Annotated in this window: 28 protein-coding genes; 15 read left to right on the top strand and 13 right to left on the bottom strand. The window is 54.5% G+C overall.

All coding sequences use genetic code 11. The annotated features are described in order from the left end of the window. The first annotated feature begins 83 nt into the window (after positions 1-83). The 3 genes from AC6I8I_RS21130 (at position 84) to AC6I8I_RS21120 (ending at position 1,579) form a co-directional block, all read left to right on the top strand. Positions 84-314 carry a tautomerase family protein gene (locus tag AC6I8I_RS21130; protein WP_497828875.1) on the top strand — a complete coding sequence of 77 codons (231 nt, stop codon included), beginning with the start codon at positions 84-86 and terminating at the stop codon, positions 312-314. Between the two features lie 24 nt (positions 315-338). Then, positions 339-1,103, top strand: coding sequence for an SDR family oxidoreductase (locus AC6I8I_RS21125; protein WP_497828874.1), 765 nt, complete (start codon positions 339-341; stop codon positions 1,101-1,103). A gap of 71 nt (positions 1,104-1,174) precedes the next feature. Beyond that, positions 1,175-1,579, top strand: a complete 405-nt coding sequence (locus tag AC6I8I_RS21120; RefSeq protein WP_031377662.1) for a (R)-mandelonitrile lyase — start codon at positions 1,175-1,177, stop codon at positions 1,577-1,579. A gap of 326 nt (positions 1,580-1,905) precedes the next feature. Here the strand turns inward: AC6I8I_RS21120 and AC6I8I_RS21115 are convergent, their stop codons facing one another. The 4 genes from AC6I8I_RS21115 to AC6I8I_RS21100 all read right to left on the bottom strand — a co-directional run bounded on the left by AC6I8I_RS21115 (position 1,906) and on the right by AC6I8I_RS21100 (position 4,463). After that, complete coding sequence (locus tag AC6I8I_RS21115; protein ID WP_084227913.1) at positions 1,906-2,145, bottom strand: biofilm development regulator YmgB/AriR family protein; 240 nt, start codon at positions 2,143-2,145, stop codon at positions 1,906-1,908. A gap of 145 nt (positions 2,146-2,290) precedes the next feature. Beyond that, positions 2,291-2,482 carry a con-10 family general stress protein gene (locus AC6I8I_RS21110; RefSeq protein ID WP_072051044.1) on the bottom strand — a complete coding sequence of 64 codons (192 nt, stop codon included), beginning with the start codon at positions 2,480-2,482 and terminating at the stop codon, positions 2,291-2,293. 839 nt (positions 2,483-3,321) lie between these two features. Beyond that, the gene (locus tag AC6I8I_RS21105; RefSeq protein WP_312757928.1) at positions 3,322-3,870 is read right to left on the bottom strand and encodes an NUDIX domain-containing protein; all 549 of its coding nucleotides are present in this window, start codon (positions 3,868-3,870) and stop codon (positions 3,322-3,324) included. 17 nt (positions 3,871-3,887) lie between these two features. Continuing rightward, complete coding sequence (locus tag AC6I8I_RS21100; protein ID WP_312053885.1) at positions 3,888-4,463, bottom strand: TetR/AcrR family transcriptional regulator; 576 nt, start codon at positions 4,461-4,463, stop codon at positions 3,888-3,890. A 118-nt stretch (positions 4,464-4,581) separates the two neighbouring features. Here AC6I8I_RS21100 and AC6I8I_RS21095 point away from each other — a divergent pair, with 118 nt between their 5' ends. Continuing rightward, the gene (locus AC6I8I_RS21095; protein WP_312053884.1) at positions 4,582-6,024 is read left to right on the top strand and encodes an amidase; all 1,443 of its coding nucleotides are present in this window, start codon (positions 4,582-4,584) and stop codon (positions 6,022-6,024) included. A 121-nt stretch (positions 6,025-6,145) separates the two neighbouring features. Here AC6I8I_RS21095 and AC6I8I_RS21090 read toward each other — a convergent pair whose 3' ends face one another. The 3 genes from AC6I8I_RS21090 to AC6I8I_RS21080 form a co-directional block, all read right to left on the bottom strand. Then, positions 6,146-6,898 (bottom strand): alpha/beta hydrolase, encoded by a 753-nt coding sequence (locus tag AC6I8I_RS21090; protein ID WP_312757925.1) that lies wholly within the window; start codon positions 6,896-6,898, stop codon positions 6,146-6,148. A gap of 166 nt (positions 6,899-7,064) precedes the next feature. Beyond that, entirely contained in the window at positions 7,065-8,480 is a 1,416-nt protein-coding gene (locus tag AC6I8I_RS21085; protein WP_031377717.1) for an NAD-dependent succinate-semialdehyde dehydrogenase, read from the bottom strand. A gap of 99 nt (positions 8,481-8,579) precedes the next feature. After that, positions 8,580-9,389, bottom strand: a complete 810-nt coding sequence (locus AC6I8I_RS21080; RefSeq protein WP_031377718.1) for a helix-turn-helix transcriptional regulator — start codon at positions 9,387-9,389, stop codon at positions 8,580-8,582. Positions 9,390-9,612: 223 nt separating this feature from the next. On the opposite strand from AC6I8I_RS21080, the gene AC6I8I_RS21075 reads away from it, so the two are divergent. The 4 genes from AC6I8I_RS21075 to arsC all read left to right on the top strand — a co-directional run bounded on the left by AC6I8I_RS21075 (position 9,613) and on the right by arsC (position 12,713). Further along, on the top strand, positions 9,613-10,236 hold the full coding sequence (locus tag AC6I8I_RS21075) for a pyridoxamine 5'-phosphate oxidase family protein (protein ID WP_312053878.1): 624 nt from the start codon (positions 9,613-9,615) through the stop codon (positions 10,234-10,236). Between the two features lie 268 nt (positions 10,237-10,504). Further along, entirely contained in the window at positions 10,505-10,858 is a 354-nt protein-coding gene (locus AC6I8I_RS21070; protein WP_312757922.1) for a metalloregulator ArsR/SmtB family transcription factor, read from the top strand. 94 nt (positions 10,859-10,952) lie between these two features. Next, on the top strand, positions 10,953-12,236 hold the full coding sequence (locus AC6I8I_RS21065) for an arsenic transporter (protein WP_497828873.1): 1,284 nt from the start codon (positions 10,953-10,955) through the stop codon (positions 12,234-12,236). Positions 12,237-12,284: 48 nt separating this feature from the next. Next, positions 12,285-12,713 (top strand): arsenate reductase (glutaredoxin), encoded by a 429-nt coding sequence (arsC, locus tag AC6I8I_RS21060; RefSeq protein WP_312053872.1) that lies wholly within the window; start codon positions 12,285-12,287, stop codon positions 12,711-12,713. 204 nt (positions 12,714-12,917) lie between these two features. On the opposite strand, the gene AC6I8I_RS21055 is transcribed toward arsC, so the two are convergent. Then, positions 12,918-13,916, bottom strand: a complete 999-nt coding sequence (locus AC6I8I_RS21055) for a 4-hydroxythreonine-4-phosphate dehydrogenase PdxA (protein ID WP_497828872.1) — start codon at positions 13,914-13,916, stop codon at positions 12,918-12,920. Between the two features lie 10 nt (positions 13,917-13,926). After that, on the bottom strand, positions 13,927-15,216 hold the full coding sequence (locus AC6I8I_RS21050) for an MFS transporter (RefSeq protein ID WP_497828871.1): 1,290 nt from the start codon (positions 15,214-15,216) through the stop codon (positions 13,927-13,929). Between the two features lie 658 nt (positions 15,217-15,874). On the opposite strand from AC6I8I_RS21050, the gene AC6I8I_RS21045 reads away from it, so the two are divergent. From AC6I8I_RS21045 to AC6I8I_RS21035, 3 genes are all read left to right on the top strand, one after another. Continuing rightward, complete coding sequence (locus tag AC6I8I_RS21045; protein WP_497828919.1) at positions 15,875-16,225, top strand: DUF3147 family protein; 351 nt, start codon at positions 15,875-15,877, stop codon at positions 16,223-16,225. A gap of 21 nt (positions 16,226-16,246) precedes the next feature. Beyond that, on the top strand, positions 16,247-16,441 hold the full coding sequence (locus AC6I8I_RS21040) for a hypothetical protein (RefSeq protein ID WP_312054114.1): 195 nt from the start codon (positions 16,247-16,249) through the stop codon (positions 16,439-16,441). A 94-nt stretch (positions 16,442-16,535) separates the two neighbouring features. After that, the gene (locus tag AC6I8I_RS21035; RefSeq protein WP_312053867.1) at positions 16,536-17,483 is read left to right on the top strand and encodes a sulfonate ABC transporter substrate-binding protein; all 948 of its coding nucleotides are present in this window, start codon (positions 16,536-16,538) and stop codon (positions 17,481-17,483) included. Between the two features lie 72 nt (positions 17,484-17,555). Here the strand turns inward: AC6I8I_RS21035 and yajD are convergent, their stop codons facing one another. Then, positions 17,556-17,903, bottom strand: coding sequence for an HNH nuclease YajD (yajD, locus tag AC6I8I_RS21030; RefSeq protein WP_063879236.1), 348 nt, complete (start codon positions 17,901-17,903; stop codon positions 17,556-17,558). Between the two features lie 180 nt (positions 17,904-18,083). Continuing rightward, complete coding sequence (locus AC6I8I_RS21025; RefSeq protein WP_312053866.1) at positions 18,084-18,233, bottom strand: hypothetical protein; 150 nt, start codon at positions 18,231-18,233, stop codon at positions 18,084-18,086. Between the two features lie 92 nt (positions 18,234-18,325). Between AC6I8I_RS21025 and AC6I8I_RS21020 the strand changes: the two genes are divergently transcribed. The 3 genes from AC6I8I_RS21020 (at position 18,326) to AC6I8I_RS21010 (ending at position 20,112) form a co-directional block, all read left to right on the top strand. Beyond that, positions 18,326-18,622 carry a type II toxin-antitoxin system RelE/ParE family toxin gene (locus AC6I8I_RS21020; RefSeq protein ID WP_312053864.1) on the top strand — a complete coding sequence of 99 codons (297 nt, stop codon included), beginning with the start codon at positions 18,326-18,328 and terminating at the stop codon, positions 18,620-18,622. A gap of 73 nt (positions 18,623-18,695) precedes the next feature. Further along, complete coding sequence (locus tag AC6I8I_RS21015; RefSeq protein ID WP_312053862.1) at positions 18,696-19,031, top strand: HigA family addiction module antitoxin; 336 nt, start codon at positions 18,696-18,698, stop codon at positions 19,029-19,031. 541 nt (positions 19,032-19,572) lie between these two features. Further along, positions 19,573-20,112 (top strand): GNAT family N-acetyltransferase, encoded by a 540-nt coding sequence (locus tag AC6I8I_RS21010; protein WP_497828870.1) that lies wholly within the window; start codon positions 19,573-19,575, stop codon positions 20,110-20,112. 288 nt (positions 20,113-20,400) lie between these two features. Here the strand turns inward: AC6I8I_RS21010 and AC6I8I_RS21005 are convergent, their stop codons facing one another. Continuing rightward, positions 20,401-20,964 carry a DUF4142 domain-containing protein gene (locus tag AC6I8I_RS21005; RefSeq protein WP_497828869.1) on the bottom strand — a complete coding sequence of 188 codons (564 nt, stop codon included), beginning with the start codon at positions 20,962-20,964 and terminating at the stop codon, positions 20,401-20,403. 679 nt (positions 20,965-21,643) lie between these two features. Between AC6I8I_RS21005 and AC6I8I_RS21000 the strand changes: the two genes are divergently transcribed. Then, the gene (locus tag AC6I8I_RS21000) at positions 21,644-23,056 is read left to right on the top strand and encodes a hypothetical protein (RefSeq protein WP_497828868.1); all 1,413 of its coding nucleotides are present in this window, start codon (positions 21,644-21,646) and stop codon (positions 23,054-23,056) included. 131 nt (positions 23,057-23,187) lie between these two features. Here AC6I8I_RS21000 and AC6I8I_RS20995 read toward each other — a convergent pair whose 3' ends face one another. Further along, on the bottom strand, positions 23,188-24,057 hold the full coding sequence (locus tag AC6I8I_RS20995) for an alpha/beta fold hydrolase (protein WP_031375198.1): 870 nt from the start codon (positions 24,055-24,057) through the stop codon (positions 23,188-23,190). Positions 24,058-24,086: the final 29 nt, after the last annotated feature.

Below are 24,086 nucleotides of genomic sequence, written 5' to 3'. Positions count from 1 at the left end.
CTGCGCAGCGTTCTCAGCCCAGACTCTTTTAGCGGAACAGGCGTCACTGTTCCCCTGTTTAACAAAATCATTAAGGATCAGCGATGCCGCATTTAAGCCTGACGTTTAATCCGCAGCAAATGACGGAGACAGAAATTGACGCCATGGTTGAAGATCTGTGTGCGGTACTGATACGTCATTTGAATATCAATGAGGCCGCGATCTCCCTGACGCTCACCCGCGTCAGTGCGGCTAACTGGAAAGCAGAAGTTTACGATCCGATTATTTTGCCCAGCCTGGCGAGGCTCTATAAAAAACCAGGCTACTCACTCTGATTCTGATCACTATCCGGGACTAAGATGATTAATTATGACTATCGCGGAAAAGTTGCGCTGGTAACCGGCGCAGCCTCCGGAATGGGTTTTGCCACCGCCCGCGCTTTCTGTGAAGCGGGTGCGGCAGTGGTTATGGCTGATTTTAATCCGCAGGCCTTATCACAGGCGGCAGAGTCGCTACGTGATAAAGGTTATCCCCTGCTTGAAGTAGTGTGCGACGTGACCGATGAGGCACAGGTTAAAAATGTGGTCGACCAGGCGGTGACGGCTTTTGGCCGACTCGATGCGGCTTATAACAATGCCGGAATTCAAAGCCCGGTGGCTGAAACAGCCGATGCCAGTGGAGAGGAGTTCGATCGGGTTAATGCGGTGAATCTGCGTGGCATCTGGAACTGTATGAAATATGAACTTCAGCAGATGCGCATTCAGGAATCGGGTGCCATCGTTAACTGTTCCTCTCTCGGCGGACTGGTCGGTATTGCCGGCCGCGGTGTGTATCACGCTTCCAAACATGGTGTGCTGGGTCTGACCAAAAGTGCGGCACTGGAATACGCCGCGCGCGGCATTACGATTAACGCGGTCTGTCCGGGCATCATCAGCACGCCAATGGTCGGGAAGATGCTGGAAAAAGAGCCCGAAGCGATGGATGAATTGCTGAAGCTACAACCGATTGGTCGTCTCGGCCTGCCGGAGGAAGTGGCAGCAGCCGTGCTGTGGCTGTGCAGTCCGGGTGCCAGCTTTGTGGTCGGCCATGCACTGGCCGTTGACGGTGGCTATACCGTGCAGTAAATCCGCTGCCCCCTGATGCAGCAGCCGATACAACAAACATTACTCACCCTGAATCAGTAAGGAACAATAAAATGACTGATATTTTCAAATGTGGCTCTCAGCCTTCAATGGTCGGTCCGGAAGAGTGGTTTACCGGTACCGTGCGTATCGATCCGCTGTTTCCGGCCAACGAATTTGCCCGCGCCAGTGGCGGTGCCGTAACCTTTGAGCCCGGTGCACGGACGGCCTGGCACACCCATCCGCGCGGTCAGACACTGATCGTCACGGCAGGTTCCGGCTATGTTCAGACCTGGGGCGAAACCGCACGGGAAATTAAGCCCGGTGATGTGGTCTGGATCCCCCCGTTTGAAAAACACTGGCATGGCGCGAGTGCAACCACGGCCATGACGCATATCGCTATCCAGGAAAATGAAGAAGGAAAAGTCGTCGAGTGGCTGGAACATGTCACTGACGAACAATACGGCAAAATCCGTTAACGCGCTTTCACCCTGCGGGCAGGCATTCGGGTCACCCGGATGCCTGCGTAGCCGTTATCTGACCCGCTTTCAGACTTTACGCTGAACAGTAAGCTGAACATCACCTGAGAATCGCCAGCCTTCATCGTCCGAAACGGTAAATAACAGCCGGAGGATCAATCTGTCAGCTGTCGGAATAAAAAAGCCCGTCAATACGGGCTGAACGCTAACAATGGCGTAAAAATCACATCACGATTTCTTCCACCAAAGGAAGCGTGGATCTTTCCTGACTCCCTTTTCAGGAAATAAGATCATTATCTGAAAACAGTTCTCCTGGGCCGCTAACGTTACTGCCGGCCAAAAAGCAGGCGAAGTGTCCGGTAATAGGTGCGTTCTTCCTCCATTGACTGACAGAGCTCAAGCTGTCTGACTAATTTACAACACAGCGTCTTCCGGTTAATGGCTTCACCCGAGCGCATCAACTCACAAACAAGCACCCCCACCACCAGCGCGTGTGCGGCATCCTCGTCGTTAAGGTTCATTCTATTCAGAAAGTGTTCCAGCAGTTCGCTATTATTATCTCGCATACCGGCCCCAGCACGATAAAATAATTGCCACTGCTCTCTTGCCAGGTATAAGGAAAGCCTGACCCAGAATTTCCGGGCATGGTTTATCTTAATCTCGTTAAATTAACGCTTAAAATTACAGCATCAGGATTTTCGATCTGAGACTTTATCCGGCGGCTTTTTCCGCAGGCGGCCTGCGGCTCACTTTACCCCCTAGTCGACCCGCCTCAACCGCACGCTCCGGATTATTCTTGAAGTTTCCGCTACTTATCTGTCCGCCTTTGCGTCCCGCCTCGCGCGCCCGCTCCGGATTTTCGGCAAAATTACCCGATCCACCACGCCGTTTTTGTTGTTGCATAATTTCACCTCAACTGAATGTACACAAATAAACAAACACCCCACCAGAACAATTTAAATATTAAAACTGAAGCGATTATTTTCAAGAAAAATATTTAATCAAATAAAGTCATTTTGCCGTTTGGCTTTTTGGCTAAAACTGTCTTAGCAAAATTAAATTTAATTACATTTCAATTATTTAATTTATAAAACTGTACAGTAATTTCACCAAAGGTATAAATTTCTGAAATGTGAAATATGTGATCAGCATCACATTTTAACCAAATTGAATAATCAGGAATAATTTTATTTAACTTTCGTTTAACATCGAATTCTGGCGAATAAAAAGCCATCGCCTGAATATTATTCAGAAATTAAGCGAAGCGATATAAAAAATTAAATGTGGCCGCATGTAAGCTGATTAATTATAAGCCAACCGTTTGAGGATTCGCTGGTAAGCCCAGCATTAAATATGAATAAAAAACCGCTAGCCTGACCATTCAACAGGATAGCAAGGCGTCATGCACTTTAATATGGTACTACGCTTAATGACCTGAAGGGTAACTCACTGGGGCCTGCCGGTCGGGAAACTACGCCAGCCCGTGAAGCCGGCATTCGGTTAAGGAGGTGCTGACACCTTACAGTTGCTGCTTTCTTCGCTCAGCAGAGATGTCAGACTACCGGGCTGCCGCTGCGTGGTATTAACCCACCGCAACAACCGTTAATGCGCCATTAATCACCAGAGGCTAGCGGGAATATTTTGTCGCTGACACCCGCTAATCTGACTCAGGTGAAGAGGCCTTAGCATCGTCTTCAGCAGGCGGCGAAAGGGTCTGTTTTGCCCGCCTGCCTGCGGTCTGGCTAACTGCTGAGCAGGTTTTTTGCCGAGGTCAACAGAAAGGCGGTCACCGAGGTAGCGTCAGATATCTCTCCCTCGAGGATCATTTGCCTGAATGCGGCTATTTTGATGCTTTTTACCTGCAGATCCTGCTCTTCCTGTTCGAGCTGTTGCCCCTCAAACTTGAGTTCTGTCGCCAGAAAAATATGGTAACCCTGAGAAGAGTACCCCTGTGCCAGTTTCTGGTAGCCGACATAGTCCAGCTTTCCCGCCACCAGACCGGTCTCTTCACGCAATTCGCCAGCAGCAATTGACGCCGGGGCGGCATCTGGCGCGTGCTCCCAGCTTCCCTGGGGCAACTCCAGCGTGCGCTTCCCCAGCGGATAACGGTACTGTTCGACCAGATAGATTTCATCATCCTGCACCGCAACGATGACGACAAAATCGTCTTTCTCAATCACCGAATAGATGCCCTGGCTGCCGTCAGCCCGCAGAATTTGATCTTCTTTGAGCGTCATCCAGCGGTTTCGATAAATTTCTGTCGATGTGACTGTGGTTATTGCTGCACGCATCACTGTCTCCTTGATTATCAGAATGCTTTTACCATCGCGTTTAACTTCTCAAGCACAAACTCAGCCGCGCCGTCGAATCCTGCATTCTGAGCCACCACCTGCAGTCCCTCAAGCATCAGGGTGATCTCTTTGGCCGCTGTTTCCGGTTGACTGGCACCGGCTTCGCGACAAAGCGCCACCAGCCGGTGAAATTGCCGCTGCTTATGGGCAAATATCAGCGCCCTGACCTCAGCATAATGCCCGGTTGTTTCCGCCAGGGTGTTAGTAAACGGACAGCCACGCTTCAGCGTCCCGCTGAGATTGGCGGCGATAAACTCGCCAAATCCCTTAATCCGCGCGGCCGGATTGTCAGGAAACTGCTCAGCAAGCCGATCAAAGATCTGACTGTAATCTTCAATCAATCGTCCTATCCACGTCAGAACCAGCACTTCTTTAGAGGCAAAGTGGCGATAGAGCGTCATCTTAGTCGATTCTGCCTGTTCTGCTATCGCATCTACCGTCACCCGGTTAATGCCTTCCTGATAGAAAAGCTTTTCAGCAGCCTGAAGAATGCGTTCTCGCGGCGGCAATCGCGGTTGGATCTCTCTCGTCACTCTTCACTCCTTGCAACGATACTAATTAGTATACTACGATACCGATCGGTATCACTCGATACTAAACAGTATACACGCACAGTCGCTGTTCGTCTTGTCAGCCACTAACCGGACCCTTATGAAACTTTCAGAATACACCGCCTGCGATGCTACTGGCCTCGCTGAGCTGATTAACCAGGGCGACGTCACGCCCGCAGAAGTCAAAGCCGCCGCGATTAACGCCATCAATAAGGTTAACGCTGAGGTCAATGCCGTGATTGAAATCTGGCAGCAGGAAGAGAGCCAGCCGCACGGTCCGTTTCAGGGAGTGCCGATGCTGGTCAAGGATCTGGGTATTTCCGTTAAAGGTCGCGGTAACGAACTGGGCAGCCGTCTGGCGGCCGGTCACGTTTCGCCTCACGATTCAAACCTCGCGCACCGCATGCGCCAGGCCGGTCTGCTGTTACTGGGACGTACCACCACCCCGGAACTTGCCACCAGCACCACCACCGAATCGCGTTTTCAGGGGGAAACCGCTACGCCCTGGAATCCGGCCTACAGTGCGGGCGGCTCAAGCGGCGGCTCGGCGGCGGCAGTGGCGGCCGGTATGGTGCCAGCAGCGCATGCCACCGACGGCGGAGGATCGATTCGGGTTCCGGCTTCAGCAAACGGATTGTTTGGCTTAAAACCGAGCCGTGGCCGCTTCAGCATGGGGCCGGATGTTGATGAAGTCTGGTCCGGGCTTGCAGTGCATGGCTTTCTCAGCCGCACGGTGAGAGATAACGCGGCGTTACTGGATGCGCTTCAGGGCAACCAGGCCGGCGATCCCTTCACCATTCCCGCCTCCGCGCAAAGCCTGCGCGCCTGCGTCACTCAGGATCCCGGCCGGCTAAAAATCGGTGTCATGACGCATCCGCTGAATGGCGCCCGCACTGCGCCGGAAGTCGCTGGCGCACTGGAACAGACCGTCGCACAGCTTGTTTCGCTGGGCCATCAGGTTGAAGAGGTTTCGCTGGAAATCGGCAGCTGGGAGTCGTTTGTTGAAATGAACAGCCGCTTCTGGGCGGCAAATACCGCCGCCTGGATAGATGCACTGGCGGCCGCGATGAACAGACCGGTCAACCACGAAACGCTGGAGCCAGCCAATCTGGCGCTGTGGCAACTGGGCCATAGCCTGACGGCAACGGATTTCATCGCGGCGATGCAGATGCGTAACAGCGTCACGCAGAAGATGGCGCAGTTTTATCAGCAGTACGACCTGCTGCTGACGCCGGTACTGCCAGCGTTACCGACGCGGCTGGGTGAGTACAATCAGCAACAGCATCAGCTGGATGGGCGCGGCTGGATGCATCACGTGTTTGATCATTCGCCGTTTACCGCGCTGGCTAACGTCTGTGGCACGCCGGCGATGTCGGTCCCGCTGGGATTCAGTCCGGCAAATCAGCTGCCTGTTGGCATGCAATTTATAGCCGGTTTTAATCAGGAGGCGGTGTTACTGAAACTGGCAGGTCAGCTGGAGCGCGCGTTTCCATGGCATCACCGAAAACCCGCTATCTGGGCCGGGAGCGACTGCGCGGGATAAGCCGTTAGCTCTCTGCTGGCAACACCGGCGGTGTCAGGCAACAGCGGGTAAGGTCAGAGAACGACGCGGATAACTGCACAGCAGAAGCAGACCGATCGCTGCTTCTGCTGGTGATGGCAGGTTAGTTTAATGATTTTGCTGCGCCTTCGATGATGGCGGCGATTTTTTGCGGCTGTGACGCGTAAATGGCGTGGTTCCCTTTCAGTTCAGTCACCTTGCTGTTAGCCCGCTTAGCCATGAAGCGCTCCAGTTCAGGATTGATCGCCCGATCGGTGCTGGCGACCACCGCCCAGCTTGGTTTGGTTTTCCATGCCGGTTTGCCTGCAGGTGCATTAAACGCCGCGACGGCTGGCATCACCTGGGAACGCGCCAGCAGATCGGTTTCTTTTACCGGTAAATCCGCGGCAAAGTCAGCGTGGAACGATTCAGGTTTCAGATAGAGAAAGTGATCGTCAGTTTCCGCGATAGAGTGCGCAGCAGGCGGATATTTTTTCGCCAGGCTCAGTAACGAGTCACCTTCATCCGGTTCCATCGCCGCGATATACACCAGCCCCGCCACCGAAGGATCGTTACCCGCCTCGCTGATAATCATCCCGCCGTAGCTGTGGCCCACCAGCAGGGTTTTCCCGCTCTGCATTTTCAGCACGCGCTGGGTCGCAGCGACGTCATCCGCCAGTGAGGTTTGCGGTTCCTGCACAATCGAAACCTTGTATCCCGCTTTGCCCAGTATTTTAGCGATCGGATTCCAGCCAGAACCATCAACGAAAGCCCCGTGGACCAGCACAATATTTTTTACCGGCTCCGCCAGAGAGGACGCTGCATACACCGACATAACCAGACCTAACGCGATTGAAGCCATTGATTTTTTAAACATGTGATTCACCTTATCAGTTTTGAATGCGATTCTGCGGCGTAACGCGTCCTGCCGGAGCGGGTCATCGCCAGCGTATTGTTTAATTTAAATAATCTGCAACGCGCGCCGGATCGGGCGGCAATAACGGCCAGCAGGCCGTTAGCTGCCGTAACCGACGCGTCCCGGCTCAGACCGGCTGTTTAGCCCAGACTGCCTGCGCATTGGTAAATTCCCGCAGGCCGAAATGGGAGAGTTCGCGACCGTAGCCACTCTTTTTCACTCCACCGACCGGGATGCGGGCATTGGTGGCGGAGAAACCATTGATGAATACGCCGCCGGTTTCCATCCGGCGCGCCAGCCGCTGTCCACGCGTCACGTCACCGGTCCAGAGATTGCCGCCCAGCCCGTAATCACTCTGGTTCGCCAGTTCAATGGCGTGCTCAGCATTTTCCGCCACGCTGATGGCGGCGACCGGACCAAAGGTCTCTTCATCAAAGGCCGCCATACCTGGCACCACATTCCCCAGCACCGTCGGCGCATAAAAATTGCCGCTTCCCGCCAGCTTTGTTCCGCCCAGCAGCAGCGTGGCACCGGCCGACAGGGTGCGTTCAACCTGATGATGCAGTTCATCGCGCAGATCTTTTCTGGCCATCGGCCCGATATCGGTCTGCGGATCGAGCGGATCGCCCACTTTCAACGCGCTGACCGCTTTAACAAACTTTTGGGTAAACTCGCTGGCAATCGGGGCTTCCAGAATGAACCGCTTGGCGGCCAGACAGACCTGCCCGGCGTTCTGGAAGCGGGCCTCAACGGCTGCCTTCACCGCCAGGTCGATATTGGCATCGGCCAGCACAATAAAGGCATCCGAACCGCCCAGCTCAAGCAGACTTTTTTTCAGTGCCTTACCGGCGATGGCCGCCACCGCTGAACCGGCACGCAGGCTGCCGGTTAAGGTGACCGCCGCCACACGATCGTCTTCAATGACCCGCGCAACGGTGTCATTGTCAGCAATCAAATTAGTGAATAACCCCACCGGGAAACCGGCGGCTTCATAAGCGTCCTGCAGGGCATAAGCAGAGCCGATAACGTTCGGGGCGTGCTTCAGGATGAAGCCATTGCCGGAGAGCATAATCGGACCTGACGCGCGAATAACCTGCCATAACGGGAAGTTCCACGGCATCACCGCCAGTACGGTGCCAATCGGCAACCAGGAGACATACACCCGATCGTCGTTATCAACAGCCACCGGTTCGTCGGCCAGCACCGCCGGACCATTTTCCGCCAGCCATTCAAGGGTGACGGCGCACTTCTCTACTTCTGCCCGGGCAGCCTTCAGGGTTTTGCCCATTTCTGCGCTGATCAAGGCCGACAGGTTGTCAGAACGCTGACGTAGCACCACTGCGAGGCGACGGTAAGCCGCCACCCGCTCACGCAGCGGAGTGGCCCGCCAGATGCGAAATGCTGCTGCATTCTGCTCCAGCAGCTGCTCTATCTGTTGCGCCGTCTGGCCGGCATAGGTGGCGATCAGCTCATCGGTGGCGGGATTGCGTGATACCGCCAGCGGAGCGGAAACTGAATCGGGTCGGGCTGATTGAGATGACATATTGACTGCCTCCTGAGAGATGAAATGCAGCGCGGTTGTGCTGCGTTAAATCCATCTTAGGCATCTCATTTCAGCCCAGGAAGGCGTGTTGTTATCCTATTACTGGCAGTCACTGGCTACGTGTCGGGGGATATAGGTCACCAGTGACAGGTCGGGTCTGCCCTCAGGGGTTAACGCCACGTAGGTGAATTCGATGTGTCCGGAAACCGGGTGCATCAGGCGCTTACTGCCTTCGCTCATGCCCTGCACGTCGGTGTCCTGCCACCATTCGTGGAACTCCGGTGAGTTGTCTGACAGCTCTTTGATCAGCGCATCAAACGGAGCTTTGTTTTGGGCATGCGCCCGGGAGGCGCGAAAAACCGAGATCATGCCGCGCGCCATCTGTTCCCAGTCGAGGATCAGGGTGCGATAGGGCTGATAGAGAAAAAGCAGCCGCAGCGTATTGCGTTCGTGCGGCTTGAGCGAGCCGTAGTCGATGAACAGGTCGGCAATCGCGTCATTCCAGGCGAGGATATCCAGCCGGGCATTGCGCACGTAAGCCGGAATAGGATCGATGGCCCTGACCAGCATATCGAGACCTTCCGTCACCCCCGAATCGGCCTGACGCGGCACCGGTTGTTCCCTGGGCGACAGCGCAAAAAGGTGGGATGATTCGACCCGGTTGAGTTTCAGCACGCTGGCGATTCGCTGCAGCGCGTCGGCAGAGGGCTTAATTTCGCGGCCCTGCTCCAGCCAGGTATACCAGCTGACGCTGACGCCAGCCAGAATCGCCACCTCTTCGCGGCGTAGGCCGGGCGTCCGGCGCGCGCCTTTCGGCAGCCCATATTCCTGCGGATTTAACCTCGCCCGCCGGCTAATCAAAAAAGCCCCTAATTCACGCCGTTGCTCTGGTGTGGTTTTTTTTACCATCTGGCATCCCCTTTAACATTTTTATTGTGGTTCTGCGAACAACTGACACGTCCCGCTGTTTTTATATCAATACGGTGTTTTTATTAAAGCCTTCGCTCACGCTTACTTACACTCTTTCGCCGCCCGCGGGTTGAGGTGAGTGACCCGGCATGAGGTGTGGAAACCCGGCGACGTTAGCCATAATCTGTAGCGGACATCCCCGATTAAAACGGAAGTGGATAAGATGACTGAAGAGAAAACCTCGATTACTGAGCTGGCAGAACTGGAGCGGATTTACGGCGCGGTGGCAACACCTTCACTGGCCAAGGTGACTGACCATATTCATCCGTCTTATCGCCCGTTTATCGAAGCCTCAACGTTTGTGGCGCTGGCGACCTCCGGTCCGGACGGGCTGGACGTGTCACCGCGCGGCGATCCGGCGGGCTTCATTGAAATAGAAGATGAGCGCACGCTGCTGTTGCCCGACCGACGAGGCAATAACCGCATCGATAGCCTGCGCAATATTCTGCACGACAACCGGGTGGCGCTGCTGTTTCTGATACCAGGCATTGGCGAGACCTTGCGGGTCAACGGCAAGGCGACAATCAGCAGCGATCCAGCGCTGATGGCCCGCTTCGCCGTCAACAATCAATCCCCCAAAACCGTCTTGCGCATTGCGGTAGAGAGCGTCTTTTTCCAGTGCAGTCGCGCCATTATCCGCGCCAGATTATGGGACCCGGCGATACAGATTGAGCGTCAGCAACTGCCCAGCACCGGCAGTATCCTGAACCAGATCGCCGGTAAAGCGATCGATGGCGAGGCGTATGATAAAGCCCTGCCGGAGCGGTTGAAAAACACCCTGTACTGACAGTTTCAGCACGCTGACACAGTCAACCGCTGGCAAGCGATGGCCGACGCGCCACGCCTTGCTGCCCGGTTAATGTTGTGGAGGGTGCGGTAACCGGCGTTGTCACGCCAGCAGCACTGTCGATAGGCTGTTTCAGCACGGCGCTGCTGATTACCTCCGCCGCTGCATGCTGCCAGCCATCAAAAAACAAATTCGAAAAAATAAATATGTTATTGACCCGGCGTGGCGAAAGTCTGACACTGATCGGCTACGGTCACAGGATGCTATCATGTCGCAAATCACCCCGCTTCAGCTGTTCAAAAACCTTTCTGACGAAACCCGACTTTATCTGGTGCTATTACTGCGTGAAAAAGGCGAGCTGTGCGTCTGTGAGCTGGCGTCGACGCTGCAACAGCCCCAGCCGAAAATATCCCGTCATCTGGCTTTATTACGGGAACACGGGCTGCTTATCGACCGGCGCGACGGCAAATGGATCCACTATCGTTTGTCTCCCCATATGCCTGCCTGGGCCGCCATGATTATCGAGCAGGCTTATCTCAGCCAGCAGGATGAGATTCGACTGCTTCGTCAGCAGGCCGAGCGCGACAATGCCACCACCAACGGCAAGCCGATCTGCATCTAAAAATTTTGCCCTTACATATTCGAAATAACGCATATGTTTCGCTTCAGTATCTACAGCCCGGCTGGCCGGGTGACGCTATTCAACAGGAGAAGCTATGTTTCTGGCGAGCGCGATTTTCGTCCTCACCCTGGTGCTGGTTATCTGGCAACCCAAAGGATTAAGCATTGGCTGGAGCGCCACGCTCGGTGCCGCCCTGGCGTTGCTGAGCGGTGTGGTGCAGATAGCCGATATCCCGCTGGTCTGGCACATCGTCTGGAACGCCACCGCCACTTTCATCGCGGTGATCATCATCAGCCTGCTGCTGGATGAGTCCGGCTTTTTTGAATGGGCCGCGCTGCACGTTTCCCGCTGGGGCGGCGGCAGAGGCCGTCGGCTGTTCGCAGCGATCGTGCTGCTGGGGGCGGCAGTCGCTGCGCTGTTTGCCAATGACGGGGCGGCATTGATCCTGACTCCGATTGTGATTGCCATGCTGCTGGCGCTGGGTTTCAGCCCCGCCGCAACGCTGGCCTTTGTGATGGCGGCAGGCTTTATTGCCGATACCGCCAGCCTGCCGCTGATCGTCTCAAACCTGGTGAATATCGTGACGGCGGACTACTTCCGGCTCGGATTCAGTGACTATGCTGCGGTGATGGTGCCGGTTAACCTCGCTTCGGTTGCTGCCACTCTGGTTATGCTGCTGCGGTTTTTCCGGCGGGATATCCCGCACAGCTATGACCTGAGCAAGCTGAAGTCACCCGGCGAGGCGATTCGGGATCGCCGCACCTTTAACGCTGGCTGGCTGGTTTTGATTCTGCTGCTGGTCGGTTTCTTCGGCCTGGAACCGCTGGGAGTGCCGGTCAGCCTGGTGGCGGCGGTGGCGGCAGCTATCCTGCTGGCCGTGGCCCGTCGTGGTCGGGTGATTGATACCGGCAAGGTGCTGAAAGGCGCGCCCTGGCAGATCGTTATTTTCTCGCTCGGCATGTATCTGGTGGTGTATGGCCTGCAAAATGCCGGCCTGACCGACTACCTTTCCGCCGTGCTGAACCGCTTCGCTGAACATGGCGTCTGGGGCGCCACGCTGGGAACCGGTTTGCTTACCGCCCTGCTCTCTTCGCTGATGAACAATATGCCGACGGTGCTGGTGGGCGCGCTCTCCATCGACGGCAGCAGCGCGCAGGGCGTAGTCAGAGAGGCGATGGTCTACGCCAATATCATCGGCTGCGATCTGGGGCCGAAGATTACCCCGATCGGTAGCCTGGCGACTCTGCTGTGGCTGCACGTTCTGGCGCAGAGAAACATCACCATCAGCTGGGGATATTACTGCCGCGTGGGGATCGTTATGACGCTGCCGGTGCTGCTGGTTACGCTGACGGCGCTGGCGCTGCGACTCTCTTTCTGAGCTGACAAGCGGAACGTGCCAGTGCCGTTCCGTAATGGAGAATACTTTATGCAAGACATCACTATTTATCACAACCCGGAATGCGGCACTTCGCGTAATACCCTGGCCCTGATCCGCAACAGCGGGGTCGAGCCGGCAATCGTCCTTTATCTGGCGACGCCGCCAACCCGCGAAACACTTAAAAAACTGATCGCAGAGATGGGCATCAGCGTGCGCGCCCTGCTGCGCCAGAATACCGAGCCCTACCAGCAGCTGGGGCTGGCGGATCAGCAGCTGAGTGATGATGCGTTGCTGGACGCGATGCTGGCTTATCCGCTGCTGATTAACCGCCCAATCGTGGTGACGCCGCGCGGCACCCGGCTCTGCCGTCCTTCTGAGCAGGTGCTGGATATTCTGCCGGATCGGCAGCAAGGCGCGTTCAGTAAAGAGGACGGAGAGCGCGTGATTGATCAGCAGGGTAACCGCATCGGTGATTAACCTCATTCTGCGAAGTTAACGATTTTCAGGCAGCGGCGCGGCAGAGAATAACCGGGAATCTGCCGCGCCACCGCCGTCTGGTTAGCTGTTGCAGACGGTTACTGGCGCGGCGCGTTCAGGCGAGGTTGTTCCGGTCGGGTCCGCGACGATCCGATCCCGTTAAACCGACCGATCCCGGCAGTCAGCCGGGATCACTGTGCCATCTTAAGCGGCACTGCCGGCCATTTTTACCAGCAGGCGGAAGGCATTCTCAAACGCCGAGGGCGTGGCAAGATTTTGCCCATACAGGTTATAGGCGGTGCCGTGGTTAGCGGTGGCAATCGGGACCGGCAACCCACCCTGAACCGTTACGCCGCGCTCAAAGCCCAGCATTTTTAGCGCCGTGGCGAACTGGTCGTGGTACATCGATACCACCGCATCCAGCTTGCCGGTTTCCACCGCTTTATAGGTGGTGTCCGCCGGGTAGGGCCCGTAAACGTCAATCCCCAGCGCTCTGGCCTGCGACATCGCCGGCTGGATAATCGTCTGCTCCTCATCGCCAAACAGGCCATTCTCGCCGCCGTGCGGGTTAAGCGCCTGCACCGCAATTTTAGGCGCAGCGATGCCCGCCTGTCGCAGCGTACGATCCATCAGTGAAATCGTCTCCACCACGCCGTTAACGCTGAGGTTTTTCACGATATCGCGGAACGGTATGTGCGACGTCGCGCGTCCCGCCCACAGGTCGTCGACTACGTTAACCTCACAGCAGAAGTCGTCAAACTTCAGCAGCTCAGCAAACCAGTGCAGCTCATCGCGATGCTTCAGCCCACCCATGTGCATCGCCTGCTTATTCAGCGGCGCGAAGCAGATCCCCTGGGTTATACCCTGCTGGGTTAATTCGACGGCACGGGCCAGCGTCTCCAGAATATAAACGCCGCTTTGTTCACTGGCGCTGCCGTAGTGGAACGGCGTGCGCCGGGACCAGTCGTGATTGAGCAGCAGCGGCCTGTCGGCGGTGAACGCAATTGCTGCAGTATCAGTGATTTCGTCATAGTCGAAACGCTGACCGGCAATCACCATGCCTTTTTCCAGCTCATGGCGGTCCGCAATGATAATCACGTTAGCCAGCGCGCGCAGCGCCGGCTGTGACAGCACTTTCGCCACCAGCTCCGGACCAATACCTGCCGGATCGCCCAGCACCAGTGCAACAGAAGGTTTTTTCATCAGGATTTCCTCAGTGATACGCATTTTTAACCGGCTCAACCGCGCCGCGAGAAGGAGCATCTTCAGACAAGGGAATATCTGGACGCATAAAGAAGGTCAGCACGATGCCCACCATCAGCAGCACCACCGAGCCGTAAAATGGCAGGCTCCAGTTACCGGTTTTGTCGATGATGATGCCAAACAGAATGGGTGAAATTATCCCCGCCACCGCCGATCCGGCATTCACCAGCCCGCTGGCGACCCCGACATATTTAGGGGTGATCTCCATCGGTACCGCCCAGATCGGACCAATCGTCAGTTCGAGGCAGAAAAAGGCCAGGCCGAGGCAGACCGTAATCACGGTCATATCGGTGGAGCCGATCACCGGTATCAGCAGTAATCCGGCCGAAAGAAAGCTGAAGATAATCACGTTACGCCGCGCAGCGACCACATTGCCGGTGCGTTTCAGGATCCGGTCGCTGACTACCCCACCGACCGTGTTGCCGACCACGCCGGAGAGAAAGACCGCCGAGGTAAACAGCGCGGACGATTTCAGATCCATGCCACGACCGTTCATAAAGAAGGTGGGCAGCCAGGTAAAAAACAGCCAGCCGGTCCAGCCGTAGCAGAAATAGACGCCCATCGTCGGGCCAATACGTTTCAGCAGCGCCTTCCACGGCGTGGGCGTTTTAACCGTCAGGCTGGCATCCGGTTTCGGCAGAACTTTGCGCTCCTCTTCACTCAAGTCGGCGATCAGATGGGGATTATCGCGGAATCCGGCGATCCAGAATGCCAGCCATACCGCGGTGATCACCCCTAATGCGATAAACGAGAAGCGCCAGGAGTGCAGCATCACCAGCAGCGCCACCAATGACGGTGTAACAGCATTACCAAAGCGGGAGAAGGAGTGGGTGATGCCCTGGACGAAACCACGTTTTTCGCTGGAGAACCAGAAGGTCATGGCACGCGCCTGAGAAGGCAGCGCGGCACCTTCACCAATGCCTAACAACATCCGTGACAGAAACAGTGAGGCGAAACCGCCGGCAAAGCCGGTACAGACGGTAGCGACTACCCAGATGCTGCCGCAGATAATGATAGTTTTGCGCGCCCCGTAGCGATCGACAAACCAGCCGCCAACGATCTGGAAAACTAAATAGGTATAGGCAAACGCGGAGAAAATAAGCCCGAGATCGGTATTGCTGAGGCCTAAATCCTGCTTGATCAACCCGGCAGCCGTCGACAGATTGACGCGATCGACATACATCAGAAATGACAGGGCGCAAAAAAGCGCCAGTATTTTCGTACTGTAGCGGTTTTTCATAGATGAACCTTGTGTGTTCAGGTCAGAGGTTGGGGGTCGCTGTCAGGCGACGCGATGCAACGTAACGGGTAATCTATCCCGTAGAGGGAAACGGTCGGCTGTCACCGTTGAAGCGCAGGGTATGAGCAGGCATTGTCGTCCCTTATTTCATTAGCGTTAACAGCAGCGGTCACTGCGTGCATATGAACCAATGTTGTTCATTTGTTATATTTTATCGCTTATTTTTTGACTGCCGATTGTGAGTACAATCACAATTAACGGGCTAAAGGGTATTCATCGTTGAGGTTGTGAGGTGTGTCTCAGCAAACCGATGCAGAGATGAACATATGAACAATCAAGGGGTAAGCCGCTAACAAAAGCTCACTGGCCGGGTTAATTTTAATGTTCGCATGATGCACAGATGCACAGCTTTTGCATTTGTGGCAGACCTTCGCTACCGGCGCACTGACACGGCGGATAAGACGTGCTTCAGGGCCTTGAGCGGTTTGACTGGCGGTAGGGTTAATTAACCTGCTGCCTGACAACCTGGCTCCATCCCCAAGCGCAGCGCAGGTCTGTGCTAACCTTCATCGCCTGCTGATGTTTCATTTGCTGATAAGCACCGGGCGAGCGGATTTGCCGCCTCCGGCTAGCGGCTCACTGATTAATGAGGAAAAATATGCTCTGGCTGGTGTCAAAATATGCGATTACCGCCTTTATGGTGGTGCTGATCTCCGAAACGGCCAAACGCAGCGATCGGCTCGGCGGGATGCTTGCCGCCCTGCCGCTGGTCACCGTGCTGGTGCTGGTGTGGATGAAGCTGGAAGGCCAGACGGCGGAGAAAATTTCTGCCCACGCCTGGTACACCTTCTGGTATGTGGTGCCGACCCTGCCGATGTTTATCCTGTTTCCGTTTCTCTATCAGCGTACCGGCTTCTGGCTGACGCTGGTCCTGTGCTGTGGCCTGACGCTGCTGCTGTTTGCGCTCTGGGCGATGCTGTTAAAGCGGTTCGGCATTGTGCTGATGTAATGCTGCGCCATCTGGCGCGAAATGCCGTCGAGAAACCTGTTCCGCCGCGCCAGAGGCTGCCGGGCCTCAAGCGGTTTATTAGCGCGGCGCCGTCATCAGACCCAGTGGATGAACCAGGCGATTATTCGTGAGCAGCAGGTCATCGCTGACCGCTGCTATGCGCCCGGCCTGCTTAATCGGGCGAGAAATGTGCGGGATTCGGTCTGGCAGCAATAACTTTCTTTCGCTAAGCATAGAATTTTTCATCGCTAAGCGCTTTACGCGCCGTTTGTTATGTTGCGCGGATGACAACCAGACTCAGGAAAGAGAGATGAAAAAAGTTTTACTCAGTGCGCTTATTGTCGCCGCGCAGGCGGGGATGATTTTCACTACTCAGGCTGAACAGTCACCGCAGACGGTTAACATCGGCTTTCAGAAAGCCAATATCTTCGCCCTGCTGAAGTATCGCGGCACGCTGGATGAGACCTTCAAGAAACAGGGGATCGCGGTGCACTGGGTCGAGTTCCCGGCCGGGCCGCAGATGTTGGAAGGACTGAACGTGGGCAGTATTGACCTTGCCGCCACCGGCGATGCACCGCCCACCTTTGCGCAGGCGGCGAATGCCGATCTGGTTTATCTGGCGCACTCCCCGGCCAATCCACAGACTGAAGCCATTGTGGTGCCGGCTAACTCCCCCATCAAAAATGTGGCGGATCTGAAAGGTAAGCGGGTGGCGCTGAATAAAGGGTCGGACGTCAACTACCTGCTGGTGACGGCGCTGGAACAGGCGGGCCTGAACTATAAAGATATCACTCCGGTCTATTTACCGCCGGCGGATGCGCGCGCGGCATTTCAGCGTGGCGCGGTCGATGCCTGGGTTATCTGGGACCCTTACTATGCTGAAGTGGAAACCAACGCCAACGCCCGGCTGATAAAAAATGCTGAAGGGCTGGTGCCGCATTACACCTTCTATCTTGCCAGCCGTAAGTTTGCTGAAAGCTATCCGCAGACCGCACTGCAGGTAATCGACCAGCTTGGCACCCTCAGTAGCTGGGCCAATCAGCACCCGCAGGAGGCGGCAAAAATCATGTCCTCGTCAACCGGCCTGCCGCAGCCAATCTGGCAACGTGCGCTGGCAAGAATGCCTTACGGTGCGCAGCGCATGACGCCGGAGGTCTTTACGCAGCAGCAGGCGCTGGCCGATAAATTTACCGGGATTGGGTTATTGCCGGTGAAAGTAGACGTCCGCAGCGCGACCTGGTCGCTGGATAAAAAATAAAGCGCCAGTCTTCGAATCAGCGCTGCCGACTGGCCGGAATGCAGAATGGCCGATCGGCAGCGCCGGTGAGATTTATTTCTTCTTCGTCAGCATCGACTTTAAATCGGCAAACGGATTGTAAGTTGCTGCGCCGACATCATCCTGCGCGTCCTCTCCCGCCACCACGCTGGTGCCGTACTGATCGGCTTCGGTGTACTTCGAGTGCTCGTGGTCGTGACAGTAAAGACACAATAGCTCCCAGTTGCTGCCATCTTCCGGGTTATTGGTGTGATCGTGATCGATATGGTGCACGGTTAATTCACGCAGGTTCGAATAAACGAACTCGCGTGAGCAACGTCCACACACCCACGGATAGATTTTCAACGCTTTTTCACGATAGCCACTTTCCAGCCGCGTGTAATTTTTCGGGATCAGAGCCATTGCCGATGTTACCTGTTAACAAGAGTTTCCTGGGGGAGTGTTTGAGCCAGCCAGCTTGCTTAACAGGGTACATTAAGTTGCAAAGTAAGTCCGCTTTTCGCCGTCAGCGGCGTGGCAAATCCTGCGCTGCAGAATGCGAGTGAACAAAGCAACGCAGGCACGTCAAACCCATATCTGCGCCTAAAGGCGCTGCAGGCCAATAAAATTAATGCACTGGACAACTAACAGCGCCAGCACTGATTGACGCTCTACTGGCTGCGACATCTCCTGGCCAGACACGGTAGAGAAGATCCCTTCAGCATTATCGCGCAGCGTAAACGAGCCACTCATTAACCTGTGACACTCACTCTCCATAACGCACTTGCGCACCGTGCAACGGTGCGCTATCATGATTGCATAAAATATAGAGAGGCTTGAATAGAATGCTAAATCACATAGAAAGCTTCCGTGATGTATGGCTGGAGGACTTTTTTTTGCACTCAACACCGCATAGAAAGATTCCTCCAGACATACATACCACCCTGGCTCGCAAACTTGACCTTATCAACGCTGCCGTTACTTATCTTGACTTGAGATCGCCACCCGGCAACAGGTATGAAGAGTTAAACGGCAAACTGGAGGGTTATTCGTCAATACGCATTAACCAGCAATATCGCTTAATATTTAAATGGGTGGACGGAAAAGCGGAAGATCTCTATCTGGATCCGCATAAATATTAAAAGACAGGCGTGCCAGTTGGCCCTGGCCCCTTTTGATTTACCAATGATACTCAAAAACCCTCAAGGAATATCAATGAAACAGGCAACCAGAAAACCAACTACCGTAGGTGACATCCTGCTGTACGAATACCTGGAGCCGCTAGATCTTAAAATCAACGAACTTGCGGAAATGCTGCATGTGCATCGCAATAGTGTAAGCGCATTGGTTAACAATAACCGCAAACTGACTACTGACATGGCATTCCGTCTGTCTAAAGCATTCGATACGTCCGTTGATTTCTGGCTTAACCTTCAGGCTGCTGTAGATCTTTGGGAAGTAGAGAACGACACCCGCGCGCAAGAAGAATTTAGCCGCATCGTTCCCGCTACCAAATTTATTGCCAGCAAAGCTAAGAAGAAAGTCGCCTAACCTTCGCCACCAGCCCGCTTAACAGCGGGCTTTTTATTTCCCTCAGAACATTGCGCCGACACGCGACCAGTGACTTTCTGCACCCTCCCCATCAGCCCGGGCTGATGGTGTTCTTTTCAAACTTTTCCGGACGGCACAAGCCAGCATACCGGGTGACTCTTCTGTTGGTGAACAAGCCGCCCACCAGCGGCTTACTTCTTTTCAGAGCTTCCGACGGATAAGAAGATCTGCGCCCTGTGTCTGACTGTGAGCAAGCCCGCAATGATGACTGCCGCCTGGGTTAACGGCACGTTATCCAACGCGTAAGGAGTTGCGCCATGCGCGCCGACTTTATCGCCACTCAAATTACCTTGATCTCGTTAAACGCCGGCATTGAAGCAGTCCGGGCAGACGAGGGATAAGAGTGCGTGGTGCAGTCTGTTAAGCGGAAAGACTACGCTGCCTGTCGGGTGCGGGGAGACGATAATCATCCCGACCGGTTGAAACGCGCGCGCTGTCATAGCAACATCAATGTGTAGGTTAACCGCAACACGGAGGAAGCATGACGCCACAGCTTGAGACTCAACGACTGCTGCTCGAACCCCTTCAGCGCCATGACGCAGCGGCTATTCAGGCGCGGTTCCCGCAGTGGGAAATTGTGCGTTATCTGACGGTTGCCGTGCCCTGGCCCTACCCCGACGGCGCCGCGCAGGATTACGTCGACAATATCGCCTTACCGGCGATACAGGCCGGGCGAGCATGGTGCTGGACCATCAGGCGGCAGGAAAAACCTGAGGAACTTATCGGTCTGATTGAACTGCGCGATCTGGAAAATGATAACCGCGGTTTCTGGCTGGTGCCTGAATGGCAAAGACGCGGCTACATGACGGAAGCGTGCCAGGCGGTGAATGACTTCTGGTTCAGGACGCTGGGCCGTCCGGTGATGCGAGTGCCGAAAGCCGCAATCAACGCCGGCTCGGTATCGATTTCACGTCATTCCGGCATGCGGCTAATCGAAACCGGTAAAAAAGCCTATGTCGCTGGCGTGCTCGATTATCAGTTGTGGGAAATAACCCGTGATGAGTGGTGCATGCGGCAATAAATCGCCGGTCTGGCGGGCTTTTTCAGGCGACGGCCGGGTTTTCATCCGGCTGGCGTGTCGCGGGTATCGTTTTCGACACTGCCGCCAATACAGCTGGCACCGGGATATTAACGCCCTCCGGCCGGGCCGAATTCTTGTCGCGACAAGGTGATTGATCGACCAGGATAATAAACTGACATCGGATAATTTGCTGAATCCGGTCAACTCTCCCGCTGGTGACGGGTTGTCCAGACCGCAGGGCACATTGCCCACCGGACAACCGGTTAACTTATCTGCTGCTATGCCCGCTTACATCGACATCTGCTGGGCGGACTTCAGGTGCTGCTCAACAACCGGGGTGTGCGCGTCGGCCAGCGCCTTCACATCCGGATCTTTAATTTTGCTGGCATCACTCTGCAGCGTCGACAGCACCATCTGGTGGTCCATTGTGCCGGCATTTTCCATGTACATCTTGTCAAACGCGCCGCCGCTCTGTTTTTCCAGCATGGCAGCCATAGCCTTATGTTTGGCGTCCGGCGCGGTCGGCAATGTTACGCCCTTTTGCTGGGCCACCGTTTGGACTTTGGTCAGGGCATCGCCATGGTCTTTAACCATCTGCTGGGCAAACGCTTTGACTTTGCTGCTTTCAGCCTTAGTCAGTGCGATCTTTGCAGCGGCAATTTCATTGATATTGGCCTGTGCCATGTCTTTCAACGCTTTTTCGTCGTCGGCGCTAAGCTGAGCCTTCGATCCATTCTGCATTGCAGCGTCCGCTGCGCTGGCCGTAGTCTGTGCGTGTACGCCGACAGCACTGAACATTGCTGCGAATAACGATACGGCCAGCAGCCCTTTCAGGGTTTTACTGTTTTGCATTTTGCTCTCCTGATAATCATGGTGAGGTCAGTATTAATTGTTTACCCGTGAACAGTCTCGTCGTGGAATAACGTCTTCACTGGTCAGTATAGTGGATCAATGATGTCTGACAGCCGAATGCGCTATTTTCCGCAAAGCCGAACGGCAGAAAATGACGAAATAAAAAAGCGGGGATCGCACCGGGCGAATTTAAAGCGAAGGGCGAGAATCAGCGCATCCCGTTTATCCACACGCGTTACTTATCCAGCGAATGCGCTGTGCCGCATCGCTAAAAACAGTTTTTGCTTCTTAAGGCAGACAATAATCAGGGTCAGGGCCGCAGCAATAATCAGAATAGATTTATCATACGGATTTACCTTCGCTTAATGCCAGCACGGCCGCCGTCAGGTATATTCAGGGCGAGCGCAACGCTATCGGGTTTTGCGTAGCTGAGCGAACAGATAATTATCGTTCTGACTGGATGACCAGCACCGGAACGAAGCATTTATCTTGCTGACATACTCTGTACTTAGCCGGAATGAACGCCTTTTTTCCTGTAACAGGCTGCATGACCAGCAGCTGTCAGTTTTGTACAGAAGCGGCAGCACTAACCTCATACCCGTTTTTTCTGACAACAAGACTAACGATCAACCTGCTGATGCCGATAACTCCCTTTCTTACACTATATGAAGGAACATGTATGTACTGCGTACGCCCTTTAATCCGGCCACTTTTTTTTCTGACGCTGCTGCCCTTTTCTCTGGTTCAGGCTGCGGATAATCCTGTATTGACCGGCGGCAAAACTAACCCCTTTTCGGTCACCAAAATCCACGATCGGGTGAATTACATGGTGTCGTTAAACTTCAATAATGGAAAAACAGCTCAGCAATGGCGATCCGTTGATTGTAAGCACGGCACGGCACAGCTTCTGTACAAGGATTTATTGAATGAGAGCGGGCTTACTAAAGCTCGCTTTTACGGCAACAGTTACCTCCGCTATGCGCCGGCACAGGATGACAGTCAAATGACGGCAGAGGATATTCGCAAGGTTTGTCAGTTACCCATAAAAGAGGCACGCTGGGAAAAATTATCAGCCACGTCTGAGTACGGTACTACCAACCTTGTCGATGTGAATAGCATTGAGCATATTGGTGATATTTTATCGGTGCGCATGGGATATGACTTTGCAGATATCATCTGGGAACCGCCTTATGACGCCCCGCTTGAATTAAAGATTGAGCATTACCTGTATAACTGTAAAACCCATCAGGGTGATGCGGTGGCTGCGATGAACGTCGACAGTGAAGGCCGCGTTACCGATTCACTCATCACTGCTGATATCATTCGTCGCAAGAGTAGCTTCAAAATTGACGGCCAAATGACCCAACGCTTTGAGCAACTCTGCCAGTTACCCGCAGGGAAAACTTTCAGAGCTGAAGGACACTTTGTCCCTGCGGCTAATAAGCCAGCATCAAAGCTGATGGGGCCAACAATGCCCGATCTGAGCAATAATAATCCGCAGTGGCTGAGTAAATTCCCTCTTTCAGCAGCCATTGAGCATCAGGCACAGTCACTGATTAAACCCTGGGCGCTTCCGCGCTTTAAGCAGGTTCGCTATACCACGGTCAGCGCTCTGGGTAAGGTTAAAGTACAGCTGGATGCACAAGCAGATGGTTATATACGCAAACTGGAAGACTATGGTATCTGGACGGTGCAACGTTTAACGCTGGCTAATCAGCTACAGCTGAAGTTCACAATGTCCATCAGTAATGGTGCTTCGCGGCTCAACACGTTGCAGACGGATCTGCGTTTCCCGTTAGTGACCGGACAACACTATCAGGCGAAATGGGAAAGCATTGATGCCGATAAGAAAGTCACTGCTTCAGCGTTACGTTGCGACGTAACCGATCAGGGGGATGCGCATGAAATTTCACCTGAGTTTAGTGGGAAATATCTGCTGGTTAAGTGTGATGAAACTGACGAAGGGCAACCGGGTAGCAGTAATAAATTTGCCTGGCTGCAGGACCTCAATATTTTCGTCCCGGTCGCGACGCAAATAAGTGGTAAACCTGAAAGCCTGGTCACGCTGGAAGATGTCAAAGTGATGCGTTAATAATAATCAGGCTCGCCGCTTTAATCGGTGAGCCTGATAGTTGAATAATCCCCTGAGGGTTAAGTCATGCACTCTCGTGGAAAAACCAGCGATCGGTCGATTATGTGTCACAGAGGCAGCTAGAGGTTATTTCAGGGTGGCACCTGCTGTAAAAGAAAATGACGGAGTTCAGCTGTTAATTCGTCTGGTGCCTCTTCTGCCATATGGTGACCGCTCGCGATGGCTTTACCCGTGACATCGGCTGCCCAGTTTTTCCAGATCCCCACTATATCGCCATATAACGCCTCCAGATCGTCGTATTTTGACCATAAACAGAGCGTCGGGCATGCAATCATCCGTCCGCTCTGACGGTCATGAAGTTCGTGTTCTTTGTCTATACCCAGACCGGCGCGATAATCCTCAATCATCCCATGTACCGTTTCCGGATCGTGGATGGCTCGTCTGAACTCACTGTATTCTTCATCTCCCATGGTTTCGGGCTGGCCTCCATACCACTTGTCCGGATCGGCGAGGATCGCCCGCTCTGGTTTTTCGGGTTGAGCAAAGAAGAACCAGTGGTACCACTGCCGCGCAAATTTCTCATTACAGCGGTTCAGGGCTTCGAGTATGGGAATGCAATCCAGTACGACAAGGCGAGTGATTCGGTCAGGATAATCCAGCGCAGCTCGGTAGGCTGTATAGCTTCCTCTGTCATGTCCCACCAGCGCAAACTGCCTGAAACCCAGCTGGTTCATCAGTTCAATACAATCTTTTGCCTTGGCTCTTTTAGCAGAGCCAGCATGATCAGGCTGGTCAGCAGGCTTTGAAGAGCGGCCGAAACCACGTAAATCAGGACAAACGACGGTAAAAGATTTCGCCAGCTCCGGCGCCACTTTTGACCAGGTTGCGTGGGTTCGCGGGTGTCCGTGGAGCAGCAGCACCGGAGGACCATTACCGCCATAACGGACATTGAGCACCGCTTCTGACAGGCTGAGTTGTGTATGGGTAAATCCTTCAAACATAGGCGATCCCCGCGCCAGGTATTTGATGA

The organism is Pantoea sp. X-Soil-YNGN-775, from assembly GCF_059730575.1.
Note: the sequence above shows the minus strand (reverse complement) of the source record. Positions and strands in the feature narration are given on the sequence as shown.

Coding starts and splice junctions, on each gene's coding strand:
- AC6I8I_RS21075 (WP_312053878.1), top strand. CDS start 9,613: ATGACTGAAGAGAAAACCTCGATTACTGAGCTGGCAGAACTGGAGCGG.
- AC6I8I_RS21095 (WP_312053884.1), top strand. CDS start 4,582: ATGAAACTTTCAGAATACACCGCCTGCGATGCTACTGGCCTCGCTGAG.
- AC6I8I_RS21120 (WP_031377662.1), top strand. CDS start 1,175: ATGACTGATATTTTCAAATGTGGCTCTCAGCCTTCAATGGTCGGTCCG.
- AC6I8I_RS21070 (WP_312757922.1), top strand. CDS start 10,505: ATGTCGCAAATCACCCCGCTTCAGCTGTTCAAAAACCTTTCTGACGAA.
- AC6I8I_RS21050 (WP_497828871.1), bottom strand. CDS start 15,216: ATGAAAAACCGCTACAGTACGAAAATACTGGCGCTTTTTTGCGCCCTG.
- AC6I8I_RS21080 (WP_031377718.1), bottom strand. CDS start 9,389: ATGGTAAAAAAAACCACACCAGAGCAACGGCGTGAATTAGGGGCTTTT.
- AC6I8I_RS21115 (WP_084227913.1), bottom strand. CDS start 2,145: ATGCGAGATAATAATAGCGAACTGCTGGAACACTTTCTGAATAGAATG.
- AC6I8I_RS21010 (WP_497828870.1), top strand. CDS start 19,573: ATGACGCCACAGCTTGAGACTCAACGACTGCTGCTCGAACCCCTTCAG.
- arsC (WP_312053872.1), top strand. CDS start 12,285: ATGCAAGACATCACTATTTATCACAACCCGGAATGCGGCACTTCGCGT.
- AC6I8I_RS21040 (WP_312054114.1), top strand. CDS start 16,247: ATGCCGTCGAGAAACCTGTTCCGCCGCGCCAGAGGCTGCCGGGCCTCA.
- AC6I8I_RS21005 (WP_497828869.1), bottom strand. CDS start 20,964: ATGCAAAACAGTAAAACCCTGAAAGGGCTGCTGGCCGTATCGTTATTC.
- AC6I8I_RS21110 (WP_072051044.1), bottom strand. CDS start 2,482: ATGCAACAACAAAAACGGCGTGGTGGATCGGGTAATTTTGCCGAAAAT.
- AC6I8I_RS21055 (WP_497828872.1), bottom strand. CDS start 13,916: ATGAAAAAACCTTCTGTTGCACTGGTGCTGGGCGATCCGGCAGGTATT.
- AC6I8I_RS21025 (WP_312053866.1), bottom strand. CDS start 18,233: ATGAGTGGCTCGTTTACGCTGCGCGATAATGCTGAAGGGATCTTCTCT.
- AC6I8I_RS20995 (WP_031375198.1), bottom strand. CDS start 24,057: ATGTTTGAAGGATTTACCCATACACAACTCAGCCTGTCAGAAGCGGTG.
- AC6I8I_RS21105 (WP_312757928.1), bottom strand. CDS start 3,870: ATGCGTGCAGCAATAACCACAGTCACATCGACAGAAATTTATCGAAAC.
- AC6I8I_RS21065 (WP_497828873.1), top strand. CDS start 10,953: ATGTTTCTGGCGAGCGCGATTTTCGTCCTCACCCTGGTGCTGGTTATC.
- AC6I8I_RS21000 (WP_497828868.1), top strand. CDS start 21,644: ATGTACTGCGTACGCCCTTTAATCCGGCCACTTTTTTTTCTGACGCTG.
- AC6I8I_RS21020 (WP_312053864.1), top strand. CDS start 18,326: ATGCTAAATCACATAGAAAGCTTCCGTGATGTATGGCTGGAGGACTTT.
- AC6I8I_RS21090 (WP_312757925.1), bottom strand. CDS start 6,898: ATGTTTAAAAAATCAATGGCTTCAATCGCGTTAGGTCTGGTTATGTCG.
- AC6I8I_RS21015 (WP_312053862.1), top strand. CDS start 18,696: ATGAAACAGGCAACCAGAAAACCAACTACCGTAGGTGACATCCTGCTG.
- AC6I8I_RS21035 (WP_312053867.1), top strand. CDS start 16,536: ATGAAAAAAGTTTTACTCAGTGCGCTTATTGTCGCCGCGCAGGCGGGG.
- AC6I8I_RS21045 (WP_497828919.1), top strand. CDS start 15,875: ATGCTCTGGCTGGTGTCAAAATATGCGATTACCGCCTTTATGGTGGTG.
- AC6I8I_RS21130 (WP_497828875.1), top strand. CDS start 84: ATGCCGCATTTAAGCCTGACGTTTAATCCGCAGCAAATGACGGAGACA.
- AC6I8I_RS21085 (WP_031377717.1), bottom strand. CDS start 8,480: ATGTCATCTCAATCAGCCCGACCCGATTCAGTTTCCGCTCCGCTGGCG.
- AC6I8I_RS21125 (WP_497828874.1), top strand. CDS start 339: ATGATTAATTATGACTATCGCGGAAAAGTTGCGCTGGTAACCGGCGCA.
- yajD (WP_063879236.1), bottom strand. CDS start 17,903: ATGGCTCTGATCCCGAAAAATTACACGCGGCTGGAAAGTGGCTATCGT.